This is a genomic window from Pseudoalteromonas sp. TB41, assembly GCF_000497975.1.
Lineage (GTDB): Bacteria > Pseudomonadota > Gammaproteobacteria > Enterobacterales > Alteromonadaceae > Pseudoalteromonas > Pseudoalteromonas tetraodonis.
The window spans coordinates 164,097-190,785 of sequence record NZ_AUTH01000087.1 but is presented as its reverse complement, the minus strand read 5'-3'; the positions used below and the strand labels follow the sequence as shown (position 1 = coordinate 190,785).

At 43.2% G+C, this 26,689-nt stretch carries 9 protein-coding genes, 2 rRNA genes and 1 pseudogene; 10 read left to right on the top strand and 2 right to left on the bottom strand.

The window, feature by feature from the left end; genetic code table 11:
- Together L641_RS0114870 and rrf are read left to right on the top strand one after the other, a co-directional pair.
- Positions 1–1,309: ribosomal RNA gene (locus tag L641_RS0114870) — 23S ribosomal RNA — on the top strand; the annotation flags it as partial.
- Positions 1,310–1,507: 198 nt separating this feature from the next.
- Positions 1,508–1,622, top strand: a 5S ribosomal RNA gene (rrf, locus tag L641_RS0114865).
- 489 nt (positions 1,623–2,111) lie between these two features.
- Here the strand turns inward: rrf and L641_RS0114860 are convergent.
- Positions 2,112–2,639, bottom strand: a complete 528-nt coding sequence (locus tag L641_RS0114860; RefSeq protein ID WP_024602317.1) for a sugar O-acetyltransferase — start codon at positions 2,637–2,639, stop codon at positions 2,112–2,114.
- A gap of 162 nt (positions 2,640–2,801) precedes the next feature.
- On the opposite strand from L641_RS0114860, the gene L641_RS0114855 reads away from it, so the two are divergent.
- From L641_RS0114855 to L641_RS0114835, 5 genes are all read left to right on the top strand, one after another.
- Positions 2,802–3,566, top strand: coding sequence for a DeoR family transcriptional regulator (locus L641_RS0114855; RefSeq protein WP_024602316.1), 765 nt, complete (start codon positions 2,802–2,804; stop codon positions 3,564–3,566).
- Between the two features lie 46 nt (positions 3,567–3,612).
- Entirely contained in the window at positions 3,613–5,433 is a 1,821-nt protein-coding gene (gene glmS / locus L641_RS0114850) for a glutamine--fructose-6-phosphate transaminase (isomerizing) (RefSeq protein ID WP_024602315.1), read from the top strand.
- A 136-nt stretch (positions 5,434–5,569) separates the two neighbouring features.
- Positions 5,570–6,388, top strand: a complete 819-nt coding sequence (locus L641_RS0114845) for a heteromeric transposase endonuclease subunit TnsA (RefSeq protein WP_024602314.1) — start codon at positions 5,570–5,572, stop codon at positions 6,386–6,388.
- Positions 6,378–8,447 carry a Mu transposase C-terminal domain-containing protein gene (locus tag L641_RS0114840; protein ID WP_029750395.1) on the top strand — a complete coding sequence of 690 codons (2,070 nt, stop codon included), beginning with the start codon at positions 6,378–6,380 and terminating at the stop codon, positions 8,445–8,447. Before L641_RS0114845 ends, L641_RS0114840 begins: the two co-directional genes overlap by 11 nt.
- Before the next feature lie 13 nt (positions 8,448–8,460).
- The gene (locus L641_RS0114835) at positions 8,461–10,041 is read left to right on the top strand and encodes an ATP-binding protein (RefSeq protein ID WP_024602313.1); all 1,581 of its coding nucleotides are present in this window, start codon (positions 8,461–8,463) and stop codon (positions 10,039–10,041) included.
- 117 nt (positions 10,042–10,158) lie between these two features.
- Here L641_RS0114835 and L641_RS22380 read toward each other — a convergent pair.
- Positions 10,159–11,367, bottom strand: a pseudogene (locus L641_RS22380) (IS256 family transposase).
- An 805-nt stretch (positions 11,368–12,172) separates the two neighbouring features.
- On the opposite strand from L641_RS22380, the gene L641_RS0114825 reads away from it, so the two are divergent.
- From L641_RS0114825 to L641_RS0114815, 3 genes are read left to right on the top strand one after another with little or no spacing between them, the layout of a single operon-like run.
- Complete coding sequence (locus tag L641_RS0114825; protein ID WP_024602312.1) at positions 12,173–18,469, top strand: non-ribosomal peptide synthetase; 6,297 nt, start codon at positions 12,173–12,175, stop codon at positions 18,467–18,469.
- 2 nt (positions 18,470–18,471) lie between these two features.
- Positions 18,472–25,764 (top strand): non-ribosomal peptide synthetase, encoded by a 7,293-nt coding sequence (locus L641_RS0114820; protein WP_042849380.1) that lies wholly within the window; start codon positions 18,472–18,474, stop codon positions 25,762–25,764.
- Complete coding sequence (locus L641_RS0114815; RefSeq protein ID WP_024602310.1) at positions 25,761–26,675, top strand: thioesterase domain-containing protein; 915 nt, start codon at positions 25,761–25,763, stop codon at positions 26,673–26,675. Before L641_RS0114820 ends, L641_RS0114815 begins: the two co-directional genes overlap by 4 nt.
- The last annotated feature ends 14 nt before the right edge of the window (positions 26,676–26,689 follow it).

Sequence of the window (26,689 nt, the reverse complement as noted above, 5' to 3'; positions counted from 1 at the left end):
CGAATCGTACCCCAAACCGACACAGGTGGTCAGGTAGAGAATACTAAGGCGCTTGAGAGAACTCGGGTGAAGGAACTAGGCAAAATCGTACCGTAACTTCGGGAGAAGGTACGCTCCGATTGGTGATGGGACTTGCTCCCTAAGCTGATTGGAGCCGCAGTGACCAGGTGGCTGGGACTGTTTATTAAAAACACAGCACTGTGCAAAATCGCAAGATGACGTATACGGTGTGACACCTGCCCGGTGCCGGAAGGTTAATTGATGGGGTTATCTTCGGAGAAGCTCTTGATCGAAGCCCCGGTAAACGGCGGCCGTAACTATAACGGTCCTAAGGTAGCGAAATTCCTTGTCGGGTAAGTTCCGACCTGCACGAATGGTGTAACCATGGCCACGCTGTCTCCACCCGAGACTCAGTGAAATTGAAATCGCAGTGAAGATGCTGTGTACCCGCGGCTAGACGGAAAGACCCCGTGAACCTTTACTACAGCTTGGCACTGAACATTGAACCTACATGTGTAGGATAGGTGGGAGACTTAGAAGCAGAGACGCTAGTTTTTGTGGAGTCGTCCTTGAAATACCACCCTTGTAGTTTTGATGTTCTAACGTTGGCCCCTGAATCGGGGTTACGGACAGTGCCTGGTGGGTAGTTTGACTGGGGCGGTCTCCTCCCAAAGAGTAACGGAGGAGCACGAAGGTTGGCTAAGTACGGTCGGACATCGTACGGTTAGTGTAATGGTAGAAGCCAGCTTAACTGCGAGACAGACACGTCGAGCAGGTACGAAAGTAGGTCATAGTGATCCGGTGGTTCTGAATGGAAGGGCCATCGCTCAACGGATAAAAGGTACTCCGGGGATAACAGGCTGATACCGCCCAAGAGTTCATATCGACGGCGGTGTTTGGCACCTCGATGTCGGCTCATCACATCCTGGGGCTGAAGTCGGTCCCAAGGGTATGGCTGTTCGCCATTTAAAGTGGTACGCGAGCTGGGTTTAGAACGTCGTGAGACAGTTCGGTCCCTATCTGCCGTGGGCGTTTGAGAATTGAGAGGGGTTGCTCCTAGTACGAGAGGACCGGAGTGAACGAACCGCTGGTGTTCGGGTTGTCATGCCAATGGCATTGCCCGGTAGCTACGTTCGGAACTGATAAGCGCTGAAAGCATCTAAGCGCGAAGCAGGCCTCGAGATGAGTTCTCACTAGACTTTTAAAGTCTCTGAAGGGCCGTTGAAGACTACAACGTTGATAGGCAAGATGTGGAAGTGGTGTGAGCCATTAAGCTAACTTGTACTAATTACCCGTGAGGCTTAACCATACAACGCCAAACGCGTTTTATGTGATAGTGAAACAAGCGAAGAAGTTAATAGACTAAAGTAGATTTACGATACTCTTTATTATCAGAATTCCAAATTTATGAGGTGACTCTTAGCGCGTAGCGTTAACATTGAGGCACCTTGCGCAAAGGAAATATAAGCACTACGTGCTTTGTCATTAATCCTTTGCACCAAATTTGCTTGGTGACAATAGCGTTTTGGACCCACCTGACCCCATGCCGAACTCAGCAGTGAAACGAAACAGCGCCGATGATAGTGTAGCATTTGCTATGTGAAAGTAGGACATTACCAGGCTCCAAATAAGAGAAACCCGTTACAGTGATGTGACGGGTTTTTTGTTGTCTGCAGAAAAGTAAAAACGTAGGTGAAAGGTAAAAGGCATCAGGTAAAAGGAAAATAATAAGCGCCTAATGCCGACTCTATACATTTGCTATGTGGCTCTTTACCGCTGTGGGCACCACGACACTACCAGGCTCTAAATAAGAGAAACCCGTTACAGTGATGTAGCGGGTTTTTTTACGTCTGCAGGAAAGTAAAAGCGCAGGTGAAAGGTAAAAGGCATCAGGTAAAAGGAAAATAATAAGCGCCTAATGCCAACTCTATACATTTGCTATGTGGCTCTCTACCGCTGTGGGCACCACGACACTCTACTGCGTAGCGCACCGACTCCAAATAAGAGAAAGCCCGACTAGCAATAGTCGGGCTTTTTTGCATCTGGAATAAAGTGAAAATACGGGTTCGAGGTATAAGGGTAAATGTGAGCCTAAGGCTTAACGATGATCCTTAGCACTTTCTTATTTCACGTGCTGGATTGCCGGCAACCACAGTATTTGATGCAATGCTCTTAGTTACCACTGAACCAGCACCAACAACAGCGTTTTCGCCAATGGTAACGCCAGCTAACACAATAACTCCCGCGCCAATCCACACGTTATTGCCAATGATTATCGGTACTCCAAAGTTTTCTTTATTGAGCCGCTCTGTGGGGTTCACAGCATGCGAAACGGCCAATAGTTGAACGTTAGGGCCAATTAAACAATCACTGCCAATGGTAATTGCACCCTCACTAATGGGGGCATCCAATACAGTGCAGTTAATGTTTATAAAAGTACGATCACCTATTTGTATTTGACTACCATAGTCACAATGAAAGCCCGATTCAATAATTACTCCATCACCACAGTGTGAGCATAATTCTTTTATTCGCTTTAAATTACCTTTACTGGGGCTTTTATTAAATAAGCGGCAAATTTCGTGCACAGTTTTACGCTGCGCTAGATTCTCTTTACTAATACTATTAAATGACTGCATATCAATTTTGTTTAACTTAAATAATGGTGCCTAGCTTAACCTACTTTAAGCATGATGATAATTTGAATAAAACTGCTTTATTTTTATGCATTCACTTGCCATTTATTATGTTTCGTTTAAAATCCCCTAACTTTCGAAACGAAACTTAATAGCAGTTACTTAATGACCAAACGAAACACCCAGCAACGCCGTCATCTGATCCTTAGCCAAGTAAATGAGCTTGGTGAAGTGGCTGTTGAGACTCTTGCTGAACAGTTTCAAACATCAGAAGTAACCATTCGAAAAGACTTAACCGCGCTTGAAAAAAGTGGCTTGTTGCTGCGCCGTTACGGCGGTGCTATTGCGCTACCAAAAGAGATAGTAAGCGATGAGATCGATTCTAAGCGCAAAGTAGCGATTGCTAAGGCAGCAGCGGCGCTTATAAAAGATCATAACCGCATTATTATTGACAGCGGCCGCACTACTGCAGCGATGATCCCTGAGTTGGCTACCAAGCAGGGGTTAGTTGTTATGACTAACGCAATTAAAGTGGCAACACGTTTATTAGCACTTGAAAACGAGCCAACCCTTTTGATGACAGGTGGCACGTGGGATCCGCATTCAGAATCGTTTCAAGGGCAAGTAGCTGAAAATGTTCTATGCTCATATGATTTTGATCAGCTATTTATAGGTGCCGATGGCATTGATGTAGCGCGAGGAACAACCACGTTTAATGAGCTTGTTGGATTAAGCCAAGTGATGGCTAAAGCGGCGCGCGAAGTTATTGTGCTGGTTGAGTCAGAAAAGATTGGCCGAAAAATACCAAATTTAGAATTACCGTGGCAAACAGTAACCACATTAATAACCGACAGTGGCTTAGCGCATGATAAACGCGCAGCCATAGAGGCGTGTGGTGTAAAACTAATTTGCGCAGAGATTATACAATAGCAACTACATCGTGAGTTGCTAGAATTAAAAAATTAATGGAGACACTATGTGTGGAATCGTTGGGGCTGTTGCAGAACGTCCAGTAAACAAAATCTTAGTTGAAGGCCTTAAGCGTCTTGAGTACCGTGGTTATGACTCAGCAGGTGTAGCTTTACTTGAAGGCAATACACTTAATACAGTTAAAGCAGTTGGTAAGGTTGTAAACTTAGAGTCAGCACTTGAACAAGCAAGTGTTAGCGGTCACACAGGTATTGCACACACTCGTTGGGCAACTCATGGCGGTGTAACTGAAGCCAATGCTCACCCACATGTTTCAAGCAATCAATTAGCGCTTGTACATAATGGTATCATTGAAAACCACGCAAGCTTGCGTGCAGCACTTAAAGGCGACGGTTACGAGTTTTTATCAGACACCGACACTGAAGTAATGGTGCATTTAATTCATCAGTTACGTCAGCAGCACACCACTTTATTAGCGTCAGTTCAAGCAGCTGTTAAACAGTTTGAAGGTGCATTTGGTACCGTTGTGTTCGATAAAGCGAATGATAACGAAATTATTGTAGCGCGCTCAGGTAGCCCGTTAGTTATTGGTTTAGGCCTTGGTGAAAACTTTATTGCTTCTGATCAACTTGCCTTATTACCAGTAACTCGCAGCTTTATCTTCTTAGAAGAAGGTGATGTAGCGCGTATTACTCGCGACACGGTAGAGATTTTTGATGCAGATGGCAACGCTGTTGAGCGTGAAGTTGTTGAATCAAACATCACACAAGATGCATCAGGTAAAGGTGATTACCGTCACTACATGCTAAAAGAAATTTATGAGCAGCCACTTGCAGTACGTAACACCCTTGAAGGACGTTTAAACGACGATCGCGTAGCGATTGATGCCTTTGGCGACAGTGCACAGCAAATATTTAAAGACGTAAAACACGTACAAATTATTGCCTGTGGAACGTCATACCACTCAGGTATGGTTGCTCGTTACTGGCTTGAGCAATTTGCAGGTGTTAGCTGTAACGTAGAAATTGCCTCTGAGTTCCGTTACCGTCAGTCATTTGTACACGAAAACAGCCTACTAGTAACGATTTCACAGTCAGGCGAAACGGCTGATACTTTAGCAGCACTGCGTTTAGCTAAAGAGCAAGGCTACATGGGGTCAATGACTATTTGTAACGTACCAGGCTCATCGCTTGTGCGTGAATCAGACCTTGCCTTTATGACCAAAGCAGGCGCTGAAATTGGTGTAGCCTCTACTAAAGCATTTACTACACAGCTTGTTGGTTTGTTAATGCTTACTGCGTCTATTGCGCAAGAGAAAGGCTTAGATCAAAGCGCGATTGTTAACGCTATTAAACTGCTACCAGCTAAATTAGAAGAAACGCTACTATTGGCTGATGGCATTGCAGACCTTGCTGAAGAATTTGCTGATAAACACCATTCACTGTTTTTAGGGCGCGGCTCACAATACCCAATCGCGATGGAAGGCGCACTTAAGCTTAAAGAGATTTCATACATTCACGCTGAAGCCTACGCAGCAGGTGAGCTTAAACACGGCCCATTAGCGCTTATTGATGCCGACATGCCAATTATTGTTGTAGCACCAAACAATGAATTGCTTGAAAAGCTTAAATCAAACGTAGAAGAAGTACGTGCTCGCGGCGGCATCATTTATGTATTCGCTGATAAAGACTCACACTTTGAGTCAGACGACACAATGCGTGTAATCAACGTAAACCACGTAGATGACGTAATTGCCCCTGTTGTATATACAATTCCACTACAGTTACTGTCGTACTATGTAGCGGTCATTAAAGGCACAGACGTTGACCAACCACGTAACCTAGCAAAATCGGTTACAGTTGAGTAAAATCAAAAGGTTATAGGTTTTTATTGTGCGACCATAATATAGTTTGATGTTTTATAATATAGTTTGATGTTTTATAATAAAGTTTGAACTTTTTTCTTCCCCTGCTATCTTAAAATAATAGCAGGGGAAGAAAAGCATGCATGATTCAGAAAGACCATTAGACCCAAAAGATGAAAAGCGTCTTAAAACCAGAGGTAAGGGAGCTGGTAGTAAGTATGAACCTTTCATTAAAGTCCATGAAATTAGTAGTAGAGGAGAAAGTTTTCGAATTTTTGGCCGACATTCGTCACGCCCCCACCATTTACTCTCCCGCTTAGAGTTATCTGCTTTCCTTGTTTTTGATCGGTACCATTTAACGATAGATATAAAAGAGCAATACCCCATTCCTATTGTGGATTCACTGAGTATTTGTCAGAGGTTAGGTATCAAGCACCCACAAATATCCGGAAAATTAAAAGTAGTTACAACTGACCTAGTTATAGAAATGAAAAATAAGTTAGGGGTGGCTATTGCGGTAAAATATGCGGATGATTTGGACGAGCAAAGAACTGTTGAGAAATTGCAAATAGAAAAGTGCTTCTGGGAACAGCAAGGATATGAATGGAAACTATTTACTGAGCAAGAAATAACACCAGCTATTAAAGAAAACTTAGAGTGGCTACATGCTGCTAATCAAAACTCTAATGAACTTTATAAAGACTTGTCTACTTCAGATATTCAACAAGTATTTGAACGCCTAGAAGAATCAAAAAAAAGCTTATCAGCAACTTGTTCATTACTTGATGATAGTTATTCATGCGAGCCCGGCTTTCATATTGGAGTTATGCGTAGAGCGATTGCAGCTAATATTATAGATGCCCCTTTAAATAAGGTCTTTAGGCAATGGATATGCTCAGATCTTAGGCTTATTGGAAATCTTGCTTTGGTAAGGGGAGATATCGAAGATGTTTCTTAATCAAGTTTATAAAGATCCGCATTCAGAGCAACTAACTCAGCTACGAGTTGTTTTTGAGCATATTGATTACTTAATGCTTATTGATATTAACGACGCTAATGCATGGCCTTATCGAGTTGATATAAATGAATTTTACTCATTAGGTTTAGTTAAAGAGCCTGACCCTATTACTTTAAGAACTCCTGAACGAAGCTCAAAAACAGAGAAAGCTAGAGATCGAGCTTTTACTACTATTTCACCTTTACTAGAAAATTACGTCGATTTATTTGATAAGAAATTACGGAATACCCACATAAGATCGATTATTGAGATGGCAGGTGAGCCTCGTCTTTATATTACTCGTCAATTAAGGCGTTACTGGCAGAGAGGTATGGCACCCGATGCTTTAACTCCTGACTATTCTAAATGTGGTGCCCCCAGAAAAGCACGAAGAAATACGAAATCAAAACTAGGAAGAAAGCGCTCTGTTTCACCCGGACAAGGCATGATTATTACAGACGAAATTGCAGAGATATTCAATTTGGCGATAGAAGGGTTTTATCTGATAAGAGAAGATGTTGACTTACCAAAGGCTAGGGCAAAAGCAATTGGTTTTATAAAATCCAGATACCCAACAATACGCGAAAGTGAATTACCAACAGATATTCAGTTTAGGTATTTTTTTGAGAAAAATTACAGTAAACCTGAGGTAATTAAAGCTAAAAGTTCAAGCATTGAGTATGAAAAAGATATAGCACCATTAAGAAGTACCGCCGTTACAAATAACTTTGGTCCCGGAGCTCGTTATGAAATTGATGCAACCATAGCAGATGTGTACTTAGTATCTAACCAAGATCCTGATCGTATTATAGGCCGACCAATCATCTATAAAGTCAAAGACGTGTTTAGCCGCCTGACAGTTGGGTTATATGTGGGTCTTGAAAACCCATCTTGGGCAACTGCATCAATAGCTTTAGCTAATACATTTTGTGACAAAGTTGAATATTGCAAGCAGTTTGGTATAGATATTTCTCATGCTGACTGGCCGAGTATAGGCATTCCAGCAACTATTACAGCTGATAGGGGAGAATTGCTTGGTAAGCATGGAGATATATTAGTTAATCGGTTTGGGATTACTTTATCAAATACTCGGGCATATAGAGGGAATGATAAAGGAATTGTGGAAAAGTCATTTGATACAATGCATGTAGATATACTTCCTTATGTAGAGGGTAAGGTTCAACCCTTCAATGGAAAAAAGAAAGCGGGTAAGCGTAATGAGCTGTCAGCAAATTTAACATTATTTGATTTTACTAAAATGGTAATAGTCTCAGAAATTAACCGTAATACTACCACTCCATTAAAGGACTATGATTTTGAAAGTGATATGCCCACAAGTCTTGCTCCTATACCAGTTAAATTATGGCTGTGGGGGATTAAGAATCGAACAGGACTGCTACGCGAAATTGACCAAAAATTAATAACGATTAACTTGCTACCTCATGATAATGCGACTGTGTCTGTTATGGGGATTTGCTTTAAAGGCCTTTATTACACTTGTGCGGAGGCTGTTAGTGTAGGTTGGTTTCATAAAAATAAATCAGCTAAAAGACCCAAAAGCGTAGAGGTGGCCTATAACCCGCTTGATACAAATATTATTTATATTAGGCCAGATAATCAATTCGATAATTATTGGACGTGCTCATTACAATCTCGAAGCCGTAGATACCTTGATATGACTTTTACTGAGGCGGTAAGTATTCTTAATGAATCTAGAGGAACAATTGCTGCAACGAAACAAAAAGCAGACTATAAAGCTCCTGATGTGCAAGCAGAGTTAGAAAAAATCACTAAAGTAGCAGCTGAGCGACAACAAAAAGCTGATATATCAAATTCTTCTCAAAGGTTGCATGGCATTCGTGAAAATCGTACTAAAGAGAAGGACTTAGAGCGTCAAAAAAATCGTGATTCACAAAAGCAGTCTAATACTGACAATAAAGCAACTGTGACGCCTATTAATTCAAACTCAAATACGGAAGAAGATGTTGGTTTTGACTATCCTGATCTTGATGACTTTTAAGGAGTGCATTTAAGTGCCTTATTTTGAAAATGCCGTATACATAAATGCTGAAATCACTGAATACGAAGGTCACCCACTAATAAATGCGTTGCCGCCAATAAATTCACCACAGGACACTGCGCAATTGATTCGGCGCATACCAGAAGTGCGTCCAGAAGAGGTTGTTTTACCTGCGTATATTCGCAGGCATGCTATGCTTCGAATAATGGATGGCTTTTTATATCCAACAAAAGCACATTTACAACTTGAACAAACAATTTCATCGATGATTAGACAGGGGTATCTGAGTCGTAATATTGCAGATAAAAGCTATCAAGAAACCCTTAACAATACCGCAGATTTTCAAAGTATGAGCCGAAATGCCGGTAATGAGGCTCTAGTAAGCTCAGTAATTGGTTGCTCAGGAGCAGGTAAGTCCACAGCGGTTGAAGCTATTTTATCTGGCTACCCTCAAGTTATAATGCACTCAGAATATCAACACGTGCAATTAGTTTGGTTAAAGGTTGAATGCCCTCATGACGCATCAATAAAAAGCCTTTGTATTAATTTTTTTAGGGCACTTGATAGTGCGTTAGATAATAATAGTCAATATGAAAAGCAATATGTAAAGCCAAGAGCAAATGCAGAGGTGTTACTCGGGGACTTTGCACGGATTGCTGCACTACATTCAATAGGGTTATTGGTTATTGATGAAATTCAGCATCTTGAGCGTTCCAATTCAGGTGTATCTGAAAAAATTCTTCGTTTCTTTGTGCAACTTACAAATACAATAAAATTGCCAATTTTGTTCGTTGGTACACCGAAAGCCTATGAAGTTTTTTCGCCAAGTATGCGTTCAGCGAGACGTGCATCACAATTTGGCAGCATTAATTGGAACCGATTTAATACAGCCGATAAAACAGGTAAAGGAAGTGATTGGGATCGGTTTTTTACTCAGCTTTGGTCATTGCAATGGTTTAAATCTTCTCAGCCATTAACTGATGAAATTAAAAATATTTTTTGGGATTACTCACAAGGAATTGCTCATGTTGCGGTAACCCTTTTTTACTTATGTCAAACAAGAGCTGTAACTATTGGCCGTGAAATAATCAACGAACAATTAGTTGAAACCATTTTTGATGAAGAGCTTAGTATGATTCGCCCAATGATTAGAGCCTTACAAAGTGGAGTTGAAGACGAAATTCAAAAATATGCAGATTTAGAAATACCTAAGGCTAGCTTAATTCAGCATGATAAGACATATATTGAGCCAGAGGGTTCTACAGATAGTAAAGACAACAATGATGATCTAACTAAGCTACAGCAACTTACAAATATGTTAGGGCAAATGGGAATTGGTGATGATATTGCCCCTGTAGTAGCTGAGCAGGCATTAGAGGAGCTGCCCAATAGCAACTTATTTGACTTGATTGCACATATTAAAAACTTACAAGAAAAAGAACAGCCAAAACCACAGGTAAAACAATCAAAGGTAGTAAAGCTTACACCTAAATATATTGATAAAGATCTAAGGTTGATGATTGGTAATAAAGGTACTACTTATAAAACTATGAAAAATGAAGGGGCTATACTCCGCCTCGCAGATTATTTATAGATAATTAAAGAAAAAGATGATAAAGCATAATCTAAATTATTGATGGGGTAATTTGGAAGATTTTATACCATACAGAGAGCCTGTAACGGATTCTGTGTAACTGCCCGTTTTTACATTTTAAATATGTTTATTGAGGCGTTCCTCAAACTCAATGATAAAACGACTCATTTCATTACGCCAGTCTCGAATTGGCATCGTTCATTTTTTCGATGCCTCTTTTATTGCCAAATAAATCATTTTTCTTGCAGAATTATCATTTGGAAATATTTTACGCTTTTTAATCGCTCGGCGAATAACGCTGTTGAGTGATTCAATAGCATTCGTTGTATAAATAGCTTTTCGTATTGCGTCAGGGTAATTAAATAACGTATTTAAGTTATCCCAATTCGCACGCCATGACTTCGCTATTTGCGGATATTGATTGTCCCATTTTTCTGCAAACCGCTCCAATTCTAGCAGTGCCTCTTCTTCTGTCGACGAGCGGTAAATCAGCTTCAAATCAGCCGTGACGGCTTTATAATCTTTCCATGAAACATACTTCAATGAGTTGCGAACCATATGCACTATACACAACTGAACATGTGTTTGAGGGTAAGCAGTATTAATTGCATCAGGAAATCCCTTTAGGCCGTCTACGCACGCTATTAAGATATCTTCAACGCCCCGTTGACTTAATTCAGTGAGTACACCTAGCCAAAACTTAGCGTCTTCATTTTCAGAAATCCACATGCCAAGCAGTTCTTTATGGCCGTCAATATTAATACCTAAGGCAAGGTAGATAGACTTTTTGATAACACGCTTATCTTGGCGTATTTTTACAACTAGGCAATCCAAATAAACAATAGGGTAAATAGCATCCAGTGGTCGAGATTGCCATTCTGTAACCTGCTCCATCACAGCACTGGTTACACGTGACACCAATGTAGGAGAAATATCAGCGCCGTACCACTCATGAAATGCATTTACGATATCACGGGTGCTCATTCCTTGGGCATACAACCATAATATTTTATCATCCATTGAGGTAAATCGAGATTGATGCTTTTTAACAAGCTGCGGCTCAAAAGAGCCTTCACGGTCGCGGGGCGTATCAAGCTCAAATTCACCATCTTCTGTTTTGATACGCTTGCTTGTTTTACCATTGCGGCTATTAGCACTCGTGGATTTACTGTGTTTTTGATAGCCTAAATGCTCATCCATTTCTGCATTAAGTGCTGCTTCAACGGTTATCTTTTTTAACATCTGACTAAATTGATTTAAATCGTCTGGTGTTTTAATGCTTTTAGCCGCTTCCTTAGCAAACGCTTCGAGTTCTTCTTTATTCATGTTCATCGCCTAATCCTTAAACTCTTGATAGAGTAAATTATGATAGGCATTTACACAAAATTAGTTACATCCTCTTTTATGCTTAACTTACTTATTTTCATGGCGTTACGATTATGTCCCTATGAAAATCATATCGATATATTTAGGTTCAGAAGTTCTGTTAGTCTAAAGCCTTTTATGTTTTTTCTTTAGTTAGCCATTTTTCTACGCACTGTATTTTAACGCTTTTCGTTTTCTCGTTTCTTTATTCATACGGCTACTTCCTTATGAAAATTAGGCGAGTATTACTTCTAGCTTTCAAGGTCGAGCGAATTGTTAAGATCTGGCAGTACAATTATTCAACCCAGTTGAGCTAAATTTAAACAATCTCAACATGTATTTTTTGACCATTAATCCTCATAATGTCATTCACTATATTTGTTGTTACATACATCATTTGACCCGTCTCCAATGTTTTCATTTGCCATAAAAGATTTGCTTCCTGTCGAGATACTCAAAAATGGCAGAGTGAAATCATAGTTATAATTTCCAGTTTTTTACCAGTCTAAAGGGTCCTGAGCGTCCTTCTTGTAAAACCTGAGCATCCTCTACAGCCCTTTATTTATGCAGTATTCAGATATTCTGAGTAATTCAAGGATTAACCAAGGGTTATCCAAGGCGTGAAGGGGCTGCTTTTCTAAAAAAATCCAGCCAATGTAGCGTCATCGAAATAAACGACAAACGATTGGTGAAAATCTCGGACGCAATTGCGGTATTGCAAACTTCATCAATCTTACATGACAACCCACCGCAGCTGGAGAGATAGATGAGTGACACCACCCAGGTATTAACTTCACCCATACAGGTGGCCAATTGGCACGAGCACCAACGTTCTGCACCGTCACGATTCAAGGTCGCGGCTATTTCAGTATTGATTTCTTCTAAAAACGCAGTCGCGTCACCTAAGAAATTTGCAGAAATCGAACCTTTATTTAATGAACTGCTCGCCACTTATGAGATTTTCCGTACAGGCTATTACACTAATTCTCAAGGTATTGTAGAGCAGTGTATAAACTCGAACATGTCGGTTGAGTATCAATATCACCCGCAAACTTCAGGTGTAACCTTGGATCTCGATGCATTTAAACAAGGTCTTTTCGATAGCCGATGTGAGCGTGATTTAGCAACGTCATGGTTGGCGATTGATGTGGTCGAACTGGATGGAGACACTCATTGGGTGAGTATTATGCTGCCCACGATGAACGCTGACTTATTTACTCTAAAGCAACTGATGCAAATGTTGCTCTTAGCTACGCAAAATGGTCGCCAAGCTGTACTACAGCAGCTCAGTGATGAAGAAGTACAGTATTCGGATATCGCTTATTGGCTCAGTGATTTTCTTATTAATGATGAGTTAGAAGAAGCTCGTCAATACTGGCAGACAGAGCAGTTTCATGCCACTGGAGCAGATAAGTTTCATTTACGTAACTATCTTGATACTGGCACGGCTGGATGGAAAACCAAAGAATTAGACCTCTGTGAATCTCTACACCCTCTCAAAGATCTTGCTCAACATTTGGGGGTCGTTTTATCTGATGTGATTGCAAGTGTGCTACGCCAGGTTATTCAGCAGTGCTCAGAATCTGCCATCATGACCCGCTTGTTGGACAGCCGGATTGATGAAGCATTGTTCAGTGCTATGGGGCCATTAAGTCGGAGTGTACCGATGCACTATCAGACAGTGCAAGATATCCATGTGGATGCTGGCGCTGAAATGGCTGCCAGAGCGTTATCTCAAGACTACCTAGAGTGCTACATCAAACCTGATGAACTGGAGCACCAATATTTTCCGTTTGCTTTCTCTCATCTTGAGTGGCAGGACTCAGCAGATGTGCAACTGGATGAAATTCATTATGCTGCAGAGCCTACAAAGGTTGATTTCTGTTTCGTTGAAGGCGAACAAAAAGCGACTATCCAAGCCAACTTCGATACTAGCTATATCAACGAGCAAGCCCTCCACACTCTTTTTAGTAAGATTGAACGCCAAATTAGTCGATGTATCACAAATGCACAGCAGAACACTCCCTCTTCGTTCTTTCAATTAAACGGACCTGAAGCCAACTACGCGACAAATGATGTTGTCAGTTGGTTTGAAAGTATTGCTGATAGTCACTCGGGGAAAGTGACGAGTGTTAAGTTAGCTCTCGCTAAGGAACCTTTACACAGTGAAAGCTTCTCGCAAATAAATAAACGAGCAAACCAGTTGGCTCATTGGTTAATAGAGCAGGGCATAGAAAAAGGCGATCTGATCGCCATTAATATGCTTCGTTCTGTGGAATTTGTTATCGCGTTGCTCGCTTGTGGTAAAGCTGGCGCAGCGTATTTACCCCTTGACGAAGAGCTGCCCCAAGCGCGTGTACAGGACATAGTCGAAGAGGCTAAACCTGCACTCATTCTCAGTCAGCATGCGCTTGAACTTGAAGGTTGTCGTCAAGTTCGCTGGTGTGATATTGACTTAGAACAACAGGCTCAAACCGCCCTCAATATTACCCGTCAACCGGAAGATTTGGCTTATTTGCTGTTTACTTCGGGGTCTACTGGCAAACCTAAAGGCGTAGCTATTAGCCATAGAGCCTTGAATAATCACATGCAGTGGATGTTACAAGAGTTTGATTTTAAAGACTCTCATCGATTCTTACAGCGCACTTCTGCGGGCTTTGATGCGTCCGTATGGGAGTTTTGGGCACCTATGTTGTGTGGCGGCGATATGATCATCGCTGAAAAGGCTTTGACTCTAAATGCTGTTGCACTACAGCATACGTTAATCGAACATAGTATCAACGTCATGCAGATAGTGCCCTCTATGCTAGAGGTTTTGCTGGATGAGCCTGACTTGGAGCAATTTCCGACTCTGAGTTATTTGTTTTGCGGAGGTGAACAGCTTACTAACGCTACAGCTCAAGCGGCGCTGAAACAGTTTGATTGCGAAGTCATCAATCTCTATGGTCCTTCAGAATGCTGTATTGATTCTACTTTTTGGCGCTTTGATGCTGCACTTAATACCAATGCTGTGCCTATTGGTATGCCTATCGACAATAACCGCTGTCGGGTGGTAAAAGCAGATGGAAGTATAGCTACGCCTGGCGAAGACGGTGAGTTATGGATTGGTGGCGCTGGGGTTTTCAGTGGTTATCTTGGGCAGGAGCAAATGACTCGTGACGCCACATGGTATGACGAAGAAGATGGCCTTTATTACCGCAGCGGTGATCAAGTACGAGTGCTTCCCGATGGGAATTTGTTCTTTTTAACTCGTAATGATAATCAAATAAAACTCAATGGTCTGCGTATTGAACTGAGCGAGATCACTGAGCTACTGCGCAACCGGTCGTTGGCCGAGCAGGTCCAGAGTGTTTATGACAATGAATACAAAAGTATTTATCTGTTTGTACTTGATCAAAAATCTGCTTCTAATCGAGAAATTCAGACTACCTTAGCGGCACATCTACCTGAGTATATGCAACCGCAAAAAGTGGTTCGTTTGGAGAGATTTCCCACTTTATCAAATGGTAAATTGGATCAAAAGGCCTTAATTGCTCAAGCCAGAGACTCTGGGGAAACGAACTATCAGCCTCCAAAATCAGACACTGAAATACGTCTTTATCAACTTTGGCAAGAGGTGTTGAGCTCGCAAAACCGCTTTGGTATCAATGAAGACTTTTTTGCACTCGGTGGTCATTCATTGATGGCGATGAAGCTAATGGGAAAAATTTCTCGTTCGTTCAATATTGACATCAATGTGCGGGATCTTTTCGCCCATAGAAACATAAAGCAGTTAGCTGATTTTGTAGATTCACAGGGCTCTAGGGTGCAGCAAAGCATTGAGCAGACTGACAAGACAGTACCTGTATTCTTATCGCATCAACAGCAGCGCCTTTGGCTGATTGATATGATGGAAGGGGGCTCTCCACAATACAATATGCCTGTGGCCTTTGAACTAAAGGGACAGCTCGATGTTCAGGCGCTACAACTAGCATTGAATGCGGTGGTAGAGCGCCATACCATTTTACGCAGTACCTATCATGAAGAAAATGGTACTCCTTATCAGAGCATCCAACCTTTGAAGAAAGTGCCATTGCGCCTAGAGAGCATCACTGAGGCTCCCATCGCGCAGCGCTTGGAGCTCATAGCTGAATTAGTAGCTGCTGAGGCTGGAAGGGTGTTTAAACTGCATGAAGACGTGCTACTGCGAGCTTGTTTGATAGCTGTGGCAGAAGATCACCATGTGTTGCTATTCACTTTACATCATATCGCAGCTGATGGTTGGTCAATGAACACCTTGGCCCAAGAGTTTGCTAGTCTTTACGACAGCTTTACCGCCGACAAAAATGCAGATGCCTTATCTGCACTACCGCCATTGTCAGCACAGTATGCTGATTATGCCCACTGGCAGCGTCAACATTGCAACGAGAATTATCTTGGTGAGCAACTAGCATTTTGGAAAGGTACTTTGGATGGTTTGCCGCCAGTACACAGCCTGCCACTTGATAAAGTGCGCCCTGAAATCCAGAAGTTCAATGGTGCGAGCCGTAAACAGCTTCTTTCCCAGTCCTTGTTGGAATCTTTGACACAGTTGGCGAATAGCCAAGGTAGCACTTTATTTATGTGCCTCCAGGCTGCATTTTCTCTATTTTTGTGTCGTTGGAGCAATGTCAAAGATATCGCAGTTGGTAGTCCCATCGCAGGGCGCAACTCACCAGATGTTGAATCTCTAATCGGCTTTTTTGTTAATACTCTAGTATTTAGAACTCGTCTTGATCAGGAAATGAGCTTTTTGCAGTTATTAGAGCAAAACAAGCGTTACGCTCTACAAGCTTATGCAAATCAGGATGTCCCTTTTGAAATGCTTGTGGATGAATTGCAGCCAGCTCGAAGTACCAGTCATAGCCCTCTGTTCCAGATTTTGTTCTCTTTACAAGATGATCAACAAGCCAGCCTGAGCATGGCTGACTTGGAAGTATTTGGTGTGGCAGAGCACAATCATATTGTGCGTTTTGATCTTGAGCTAACCGCAGCGCAGTTGGCTGATGGTCTAGTACTTAACTGGGGATATGCTACGAGCCTTTTCCATGCTGACACTATCGAACTGATGTCTAAGAGTTTTGAGTTGTTTTTACAGCAGCTAGTGTCTAACCCTGAGGCCTCAGTGTTTAGCTTGCCGTTGTTACCAAAGTACTATCAGGACGAGCTATTAACACCACCTCAGCCTGCGGAAAATAACCTTTGTTTGCATGAGCTTTTTGAGCAGCAGGTTACTTTGAATCCCAACAAACCAGCAGCGAGTGATTTGCATCAGGAGTTTAGTTATGCAGAACTCAATACTTTTGCCAACAACGTCGCAGTAGCGCTTGAGCAAAAAGGCGTAAAAGCCGGTGATCTTGTGGGTTTATGTTGTCGTCGCGATGTGAGTATTGTGGCTGCTATTTTGGGTATTTTAAAATGTGGTGCTGCCTATGTACCTATGGATCCCACTTATCCAAAAGCAAGACTGCAAGCTATCACAGAAGACAGTGATATTCGTGTCGTAGTAAACAATACAGATACAGTTGAGCGTCTCAATCAAGACACTCAAAGCGGTCTGTTCAGTAGTGTAGAACAGTTGCTGTTAGATACTGTTAGCCGTGACCACAGTTCGTCAGAACTGAAGTGGCAGATAACTAGAGCTGCCATTCACCCTGATAATTTGGCATACGTTATTTATACGTCTGGCTCAACGGGTAAGCCTAAAGGTGTTAAAATTCGTCACCGCAACGCTGTTGCCATGCTACGCTGGGCTGAACGCACGTATTTAGCTCAAGAACTCAAAAAGACCTTAGCATCCACCTCGTGTAATTTCGACTTATCCGTATTTGAGATGTTTGCACCTCTGTGTTTTGGTTACCAATGTGTCGTGGTGGAAAGCGCCTTAACGCTAGTAGCAGATGCCCAGCATGACAGTCTTAAAGGTATCACCTTTATTAATACTGTGCCCTCGGCAGTTAGATTGCTGTTGAATAGCCAGGCAATTCCTGACTCGGTATCTACTGTAAATCTTGCTGGGGAACCGCTAGATGGACCGCTTGTCAATCAGCTGTTGGCTTTACCCCACTGCCACAAAGTCTATAACCTTTACGGCCCATCGGAAGACACGACCTATTCAACTGGCGTGTGCTTTACTCAGCCCCTATTTGATGCTCCCAGTATAGGTAAGCCTATAGATCATACTCAGGCTTTGGTTCTTTCTTCCGAAGGCCAGTTATTACCAAAAGGCTCTGTGGGCGAACTTTATTTGGGTGGTGCAGGTGTTTCGGCAGGCTATTTAAATCAGGAATCGTTGACTCGCGAGCAATTTGTTTACAGTCCTTGGGATCTCCAACGGGAAAACGTGCTCTATAAAACTGGCGATCTAGTTAAGTACTTACCGGATGGCAATCTACAGTATGTGGGCAGAATCGATCACATGGTCAAACTCCGTGGTTTTCGTATTGAATTAGGAGAAATTCAGCATGCGTTTGTGGCTTCTCCGTTAGTGGCTGAGGCACAAGCCATGGTGGTCGATAATGGCGATAATCCTATTCTGGCTGCATTTATCACCGCAACGGGCATGCACAAAGGGTCCAATGAAGACTTAGAAAGCATGGTTCGCGAGTTTGTGTCAGAGCAACTACCAGCCTATATGTTGCCGAATCATATTATTGTTTTGTCTCAATTCCCCCTCACGGCCAATGGCAAGGTAGACAAGTCTGTGCTGTTAGAGATGTTGGATAACGTGGATGAGACAGAACACCTTGAGGCGCCCACCACAGAAACCGAAAACCGGATTTTGGCTATGTGGAGCAAAGTGCTGGGTAAAGAGGTGCTTGGCACTAACATCAACTTTTTCACTGTCGGAGGTAATTCACTACGGCTTACCCGACTGTATATAGAAATCAAGCGCGAATTTGGGTTGGACATCACGCTTAAGTCGCTATTTTCCCGCAATACTGTCAAATCACAGGCTGAACTTGTTGACGCCCATCATTTGATTAATCCCAATTTTGAACTCAACCCATCGGCTGAAGATGAGCTAATTGAAGAGGAATTTTGAGCATGTCAGTGGATCTACTGAAGGAAGCCCGCAACATGGGTGTCCACCTATATCTGAGTAATAACAAACTTAAAGTAAGAGCGAACAAGGGCGCTTTAACCAGCGAGCTTCGAGCCAAAATCGTTGCGTCAAAAGATGAGTTGATCAGCTTATTGCAAGAGCTGGAAAGTGTATCTAGTAATTCAGGCGAAGACACCATTAACTTGGTGGCGGATCGCGTTCAAGGACTGCCATTGTCGTTTGCCCAGCAGCGTATGTGGTTTATCGACCAGTTGGAGGAAAATAGCACTCAATATAATATCCCCATGGCCCTTAAACTCACAGGGGATTTAGACCTTGATGCATTTCAGGCGGCCATGAATGATTTGGTGGTTCGTCATGAGATTTTACGTACGACCTACAGCAAAACAGAGCAGGGTCCCGTGCAATATATCAACCCAGCTCGCCCAGTGCTAATTAAGCAACACGATCTGAGCAACACGAATGGTGTTGAGCAGCACGCTCAGTTTAAAGCGCTGGCTAAAGCCGAAGCTGATAGTCCTTTTGATCTGAACAAAGATCTGATGCTCAGAGTGGCACTGGTTAAACTAGCAGACGATCAGTTTAACCTGTTATTTACGCTGCATCATATCGCAGCAGATGGCTGGTCAATGGGCTTGCTCGCTCGTGATTTTGGCGCGCTTTACCGCGCTCGTTTGCAAGCTACTGACAGTGGTTTACCCCCATTAGATGTGCAGTATGCTGATTTTGCAAATTGGCAGAGATCGCGTCTAGACGGCGATAAGATTGATGCACAATTTGCTTTTTGGCAAGAACAACTAAAAGCACTTCCTGAGCTGCATAATTTGCCGTTAGACTTTCCAAGACCTCCCCAACAAAGTTTTGAAGGTGATTCTCATATTCAGGTGTTGTCTCCAGAGCTGGCGTCTCGTTTGAATGCCTTAGCCATTGAGTCAGGCACCACTTTGTACGTATTGATGCGCTGTGCTTTAGCCGTACTATTGGCTCGTTGGAGTAATGAGCAAGACATCGTGATTGCAGGTCCTTTAGCTGGCAGAACGAATGGGCAAATTGAAGAGCTGATAGGCTGTTTTATTAATACTCTCGTGTTTCGCCACAATGTGGAGCTCAACAAGCCCTTCAACGAGTTTCTTAAATCCGTCAATGAGTTATCAATGCAATGCATGGATAACCAAGACATTCAGTTTGACCAGCTTGTAGAGCGCCTAAAACCTGAACGTAACTTAGCTTACAGTCCCCTATTCCAGATTATTTTCACTTTCCAAAACAACGAAGCGGCACACATGGAATTGCCAGGCTTGCAACTGGAAGCTGTGGAAGACAATGAAAAGGTAATTCGCTTTGATTTACAACTTACGGCCACAGAATCAGCAAACGGCATTAAGTGTGATTGGCGTTATGTTACTAAGCTTTTCTCTGCTCAAAGCATTGAGCGTTTGGCAAGGGCTTATGAAACTCTGCTAGAAGGTATCCTCGATAATACTCAGCCTAGTTTGGCAGCGCTACCTCTTATTAATGAGAGTGAACAGCAGCAATTGCAGTCGTTTATGGCGGAAGATAAAGCGCCTTCAGGCACTTATGCGGATATTGTCCCCGAACTTTTTGCTCGCTTCGCCGCAGCTAACCCTGAGCAGATTGCAGTTGCTGATAACAGCGAAGAGCTGACTTACGCGCAGTTGGATGCTAAGTCTAATCAGCTAGCCCACGCTTTGTTAGCTCATGGGATACAGAACTCCGTGCCGGTGGCTATTTGCATTGAGCGCAGCACGGAATGCTTAGTAGCTATCTTAGCAACATGGAAAGCCGGTGCAGCTTACTTACCGCTGGCTCCAGAACATCCAACTTCTAGATTGCAACATCAACTAAAAGACAGTGGTTGCCAGCTGTTGTTGACCCAATCTAGCTTGGTGCATAAATTCGATGATGTGGAGCAAAGCAGTGTTATCCGAATCGAAATTGATGATACTCATGCCTTGAATGGGTATGCAGATACTGCGCCCGAAGTGAAGGTTAAACCGGAAGATCTGGCTTATGTGATTTACACCTCTGGCTCAACTGGTAAAGCCAAAGGTGTCTGCATAGAGCACCGCAATCTCGCGCACCTTGCTGCCAATATGGAGTCTTTGTTAGGCCGCCCGAAAAACTGGGGCTGGATAGCATCTTATGTATTTGACGCATCATTACAAGCTATCAGCCGAATCGCTTATGGTGGCACTTTGAGCATCTATACCTCACCCCACAAGCTAGATGCACAAGAGATGGCCGCGTTTTTAGAGCAACACAAGGTGGATTTACTGGATTGTACTGCGAGTATGGTCGAGGCTTGGTTTGAACTGGGTTTGGAGGCCCAACTACCAGATCTAGTAATTGGTGGTGAACCTATCTCTGAATCACTGTGGAATAAGTTGGTATCTTGGCAGGCACGCTTTGAGCGAAGAGCTTTCAATGTTTATGGGCCTACAGAATGCTGTGTTAATGCCACTTGGACTAGGATCACACAAGCGCAACCGCATATTGGTCGGGCGCTTGGTGCGACTCAACTTAGAGTATTAGATCAAGATGGTGAACAGCAACCCATTGGTGTTGTGGGTGAGCTTTTCATTGGCGGGCCAAGTGTCGCTAGAGGCTACTTGAACCGTGCAGCGCTTACAGGTGAAAAATTTATCACTCTACAAGATGGCCAGCGCTATTACCAAACTGGTGATCTAGTGCGCTGGACGAACGAGGGTAATTTAGAGTTTATCAAACGAGTTGATGACCAGTTGAAGATCCGCGGCTACCGCGTGGAGCCGGGAGAAATCGAAAACGCACTTACCAATAATGATGGCGTACGTGAAGCCATGGTCATGCAACCCCTTGATGAGCAGGGCAGCAAGCGCAACGATTTAGCGGCTTATTGTCTCGTTGACACGCAAACTGCCCCAGCTGCGAGCCGAATTCTTAGCATGCTTGAAGCTGAGCGTATTAAGCCGGAGGATCTCATTGAGGTGCCAAACGGTATGGCTATTTGTGGAGTGAACAAGAGTGAAACTTTGAGCATTTATGACGAGATTTTTGTTGCAAATGTGTATGAACGCCATGGTGTTAAAATCGAAGAAGGCCAAGTAATTTTTGATGTAGGTGCCAATATTGGTGTGTTTGGCACATCGCTTACAACCCGTTTTGAGACACTAGAGGTATACAGTTTTGAGCCTATTCCTGACACCTATCGCCGTCTGGAAGCCAATGTTGAGATTTACGGTAATGGTCGCAATCACATCCATTGCTTAGGTTTGTCTGATCAGCCCAAATTCACCGAGTTTGATTATTACCCATATAACACGGCGTTGTCGGGTATTTCTAAAGACGAAGCTGCACCTTTGCAGGTAGTTAAGCAATATATGCTCAATACCAATAAAGAGAAGGGGATTGCTGAGCATCAAGTGGAAGACTTTGTTCAGGAACGGTTGGAAAAACGCAAAGTACAGGTTGAGCTATCGACGGTTTCTGAGCAAATTAGAAACTATGGTATATCGCACATAGACCTGTTGAAAATTGATGTGGAGCGCAGTGAACTGGATGTGCTACGGGGCATTGAAGAGTCAGACTGGCCTAAGATCAAACAAGTAGTGATTGAAATCCACGATGAAGATGGTGCCCTAGGCATTATCTCTGAAATGCTTAGCAAACAGGGCTTTGACGTGTATGTTGACGAAGAACAGGAACTCAAAGATACCGGTCTGTATAACATTTTTGCGATTCGCAGTTGCGGACGAGACCATACACCCACTATCGTAAGAAACGAAGAAAAATGGCGTTCAGTTAATACGCTTTGTGCTGCATTACAAGATAACCTTGAAGAGCAGCTGCCTGAATATATGGTACCTAAAAGCATTGTACTGCTAAATCAATATCCATTAACCCAAAATGGCAAAATAGATAAAAATCTCCTAGCTAGTAAGTACAACGGTGTGACACACGAGGATGACAATACGGCTCCTAGAACACCGCTGGAAAGCACTTTATGCGATATCTGGCAAAACCTTTTAAAGGTGGATAACCTGAGTATTCACGATAACTTTTTTGCCAGAGGTGGTGACTCTATCTTGTCTATCCAGGCCGTAGCCCGAGCGAAAAAGGCCGGAATTGAAATCACCACCCGACAGTTATTCGATAAACAGACCATTGCTGAACTGGCAAAAGTTGCTAAAACTGCAACGGCTCAGTCAGGCGCTAAATCGAAGCTGGATCAAGATCAACAAGCCACAGGTACATTGCAATTATTACCTATTCAAAAGCAGTTCTTTAATGATGATGCTGATGCGGCTAACCACTTCAATCAGTGGCTACTGCTAACTACTCCACAGGGTTTTAATGCTGAGAAACTACGTCAGCTATGTGAAGCGGTTTATCAACGACACGATGTTCTGAGGTTGCGCTTTGTCAAAAGTGGCGAAAACTGGCAAGCCAGTTACACCCCGTATTCTGACAGCATGTTACAGCAAAGTATCGTCATAGAAGCTTTACCTGACGATGAAGCTCAGTGGTCTGAGCACATTACTGCTCGCTGTCAGTTTTATCAGCGCAGCCTGAATATTGTCGATGGCCCCCTGTTTAAACTCGTTTATCTTGATGGCGGGGCACAGCGACAAGGCAGACTGTTCTTGGTAGCGCATCACCTGATAGTAGACGGAGTTTCGTGGCGTATCTTGCTAGAAGACATAGAATTTGCGTACGGGCAGCTACAACAGAACAAAGCGATTGCATTATCATCAAAAACTGCGTCTTTTCAGCAGTGGAGTGACGCTCTGTATCAGGCAGCCAGTGAAGAGGTATTTGATAAAGAATTGGATTATTGGCTGTCTCAACAGAGCCAGAATGTACCTACATTACCTTTTGATATCGACAGTGACGAAAAAGCAACTCATGCCACCACTCAACGGACTAGCTTAAGGCTGGATGCGGCACTTACTGAAGGGCTGCTAAAGCAATGTTCTAACGCTTATGGCACTAAAATTAATGAGTTGTTGCTTTCAGCTGTGTACCTAGCGTTACGTAACTGGCAGCAACAAAGTGTCTTCATGTTAACGCTTGAAGGTCATGGTCGAGAAGATATATTTGATGATATTGATACTTCTCAAACAATGGGCTGGTTTACTAGTGCTTATCCTTTGGTGTTACATTGCGAAGATGAAACCACCAGTGGTGTTATCAAAGCCATAAAAGACAAATACCGTGCTATTCCTAACAATGGTATTGGTTATGGCGTGCTATGCGAACTCTCAGAGCAGCGCCAGTTAACCCCACTCAAACATGCGGATATTTCCTTTAATTACCTTGGTCAGTTTGATCAATCAGTCAATACTGAGAGCGCCTTTGTTGTTGCACCTGAGCACACAGGAGATGCTATTGATCCGAACCGTATGCGAGCCCATTGTTTGGGTCTCACGGGTATGGTGGCTGGTGGTGAGCTTGAATTTATTATTGACTTTAGTTCTCAGCAGTTTAGCCACAAGTCTATCAATGCTTTGTCTGACTTGTTAAGTGATGCGCTTCGGGAAATTGTGAGCCATTGCCAAAGCATCCACAAGACTGTACTGACCTGCAGTGACTTCCCATTAGCGACATTGTCTCAGGCACAGATTGATAAACTGCAAACGCAGTATGCTATTGAGAATTTATACCCAGCTACTCCGATGCAAAAGGGCATGATATTCCACAGTGCGTTGGAATATTCGGCTTACGTTTCTCAGGTCACTTTGGTATTTAATGGTGAACTGAAAACCGACTTATTCCGCAAGTCTTGGGAAAGCGCTCTGGCAAAATACGATATTTTCCGCACGGCCTTTGTCGGCAGTGGTGAAAGTCTTCATCAGTTAGTGAGCAAAGAAGTCAAACTAGACTGGCATCAGGAAGTATGGTCCGACCTAGCTGTACAGGAAAAGCATACGCGTTTTACTACTTATCAGCGTCAGGACAAAGCGAAAGGTTTTGATTTAGCCAACGCGCCTCTGATGCGTCTGGCTGTGTTTGAATTAGCGCCACGACGCTTTCAGCTGCTTTGGAGCTTCCACCATACAATCATGGATGGTTGGAGTACACCGTTGGTGTACAAAGAGGTGATGAACACTTATCAGGCTCTACTTCAAGGACAGTCTGTTCCCGACGCGAATACGGTACCTTATCAAAAGTACATCCAATGGTTGACCTCACAAGATCAGCAGCAGGGTGTTAACTATTGGCGTGATTATCTCAACGGCTTTGAGCAGCCGACCCCCTTGTTGTTGGACAAAATTAAAGTCAGCGAAGAGCAGGGTTATCGCAAGCAAACTCTAGATGTAGGCGAGTCATTTACGGCACAACTTGAGCAGTTTGCTAGAAGCCGAAGTACAACAGTTAATACCTTGCTGCAACTGGGGTTGGGACTGGTATTGCAAGCTTACAGCGGTACTAAGGATGTTGTATTTGGGGCCACTATTTCTGGTCGTCCGGCACAGGTATCTGATATCGAGTCTATGGTAGGCATGTTTATCAACACTGTACCGGTGCGTATTAACCCTGATCAGCAATGGTCGGTGATGGAAGCTGCCCAACAGTTGCAGACACAATTTAATGATAGCAACCACTTTGGTTATTTGGGACTGACGGACATCCATAAGCAAACTGCGCTAAAAGGTCACCAATCTTTATTTGACTGCTTGCTGGCGTTTGAGAACTACCCCATTGAGGCTCAAGAAGCTGTCAATGCAGAGCAGTTGCCTATAACAGTAGAGGGATTGGAGTCCGACGAGCAAACCAATTATGGATTGACCTTTATTGTCACCTTGAAAAACTCTCTAGTAATTAACTGTGGCTATAACGTGGAACGTTTTGCCAACAGTAGTGTTGGCATGATGCTGAATCATTTAAAAGCAGTACTTGAGCAGCTGATGGAAGTGAAAACGCTGAGTCAGATTGCAATCCTAAATGACGAGGAAGTGACACTGTTTGATGAGGTATGCGAGCAAGAGAAGAGACTAGCAGCTGAGAACTCAGCCGTTGACTCACCTGCTGCAGAGGAAAATGTCATGCCTCAGAGCACAATTCAAAACACATTGGCGGCTATTTGGGGAGCGGTGCTGCCACAGCCAGTGGAGTCGGTACACAGTAACTTCTTTGATTTGGGTGGCAACTCGTTGCTGGCTTTACAAGTAGCCGAAACCTGTCAGGCAGAAGGACTGGACTTACATGTTGCTCTTATCTGGAAACATCAGACCATTGCGGCTATCGCACAGGCACTTGAGGAGGCTCTGTGAAATACGGTAGTTCGGGGGAGTCTTCACAGACCGTTATTCAGTTAAACCAAAGTCAGTCAGAACACAAAGTGTTCTGTCTGCACACGGCAGGCGGTGGTGTCAGCTTTTACAAGGGACTGGCTAATGAGCTTTCGGATATGGCTGCGTTTATTGGACTGGAAGATCCAGTACTGCACAGGCAGTTTAATTATCGCAGTCTCAGCGAGTTGGCTTATTACCACAGTAATATCATTCAAGCTCAGCAGCCCAGTGGTCCTTATTATTTAATGGGCTACTGCTCCGGTGGTCCTTTGGCGTTTGAAACGGCATATCAACTTGAGAGCCAAGGAAAAGAGGTCGCAGGTCTTGCGCTGTTTGGTGAGCATATAGTGGGTTTTGATAGTGACGAGCGCTGTCGATATCAGTTCTTGGCAGGCTATTTGCGCTCTCGCTTTAACCTGTCGCTGCCTAGTTTGAACTGGGTAAGTCTGGAATCTAAATCTATAGACGAAGTGGTAGAAATAGTGGCCGAAAATATCGGTAAAACTTCCTTGCCTGGCATTAAGGGTGACGCTACTTGGATCAAAAAAGGGTTGCGGGCATTGCTATTAAGCCGCATCGCATCACGACAATATCAGCCTCAACAGGCTGGTTTCAATGTGGATCTGTACCAGCGCCATGTCAATTGGGAAAAAGTCGGTGATGTTCCGCCTTGGTGCAATTGGGAAAAACTGACCCGTAGTCAGCTTCGTACCATTGTGCCACCTCCGATTGTAGATGGGCAGGATGACATCCTATTTCCTCCATATCTATTGGATACGGCGCAAAAGGTAAGGGCGCTGACGTTACATAACTTGGCTATCAGTGTAGCGACTTCAAAGCAAGGCCTGTCATCTGAATATTTGCAAGATGAGCAAGCCCATAAATTTTAGCCAACGGTACCAAT

What these genes read in the sequence shown, in the direction of transcription:
- L641_RS0114820 (WP_042849380.1), top strand. Translation starts at nt 18,472, where the DNA reads ATGTCAGTGGATCTACTGAAGGAAGCCCGCAACATGGGTGTCCACCTA.
- L641_RS0114840 (WP_029750395.1), top strand. Translation starts at nt 6,378, where the DNA reads ATGTTTCTTAATCAAGTTTATAAAGATCCGCATTCAGAGCAACTAACT.
- L641_RS0114845 (WP_024602314.1), top strand. Translation starts at nt 5,570, where the DNA reads ATGCATGATTCAGAAAGACCATTAGACCCAAAAGATGAAAAGCGTCTT.
- glmS (WP_024602315.1), top strand. Translation starts at nt 3,613, where the DNA reads ATGTGTGGAATCGTTGGGGCTGTTGCAGAACGTCCAGTAAACAAAATC.
- L641_RS0114860 (WP_024602317.1), bottom strand. Translation starts at nt 2,639, where the DNA reads ATGCAGTCATTTAATAGTATTAGTAAAGAGAATCTAGCGCAGCGTAAA.
- L641_RS0114855 (WP_024602316.1), top strand. Translation starts at nt 2,802, where the DNA reads ATGACCAAACGAAACACCCAGCAACGCCGTCATCTGATCCTTAGCCAA.
- L641_RS0114825 (WP_024602312.1), top strand. Translation starts at nt 12,173, where the DNA reads ATGAGTGACACCACCCAGGTATTAACTTCACCCATACAGGTGGCCAAT.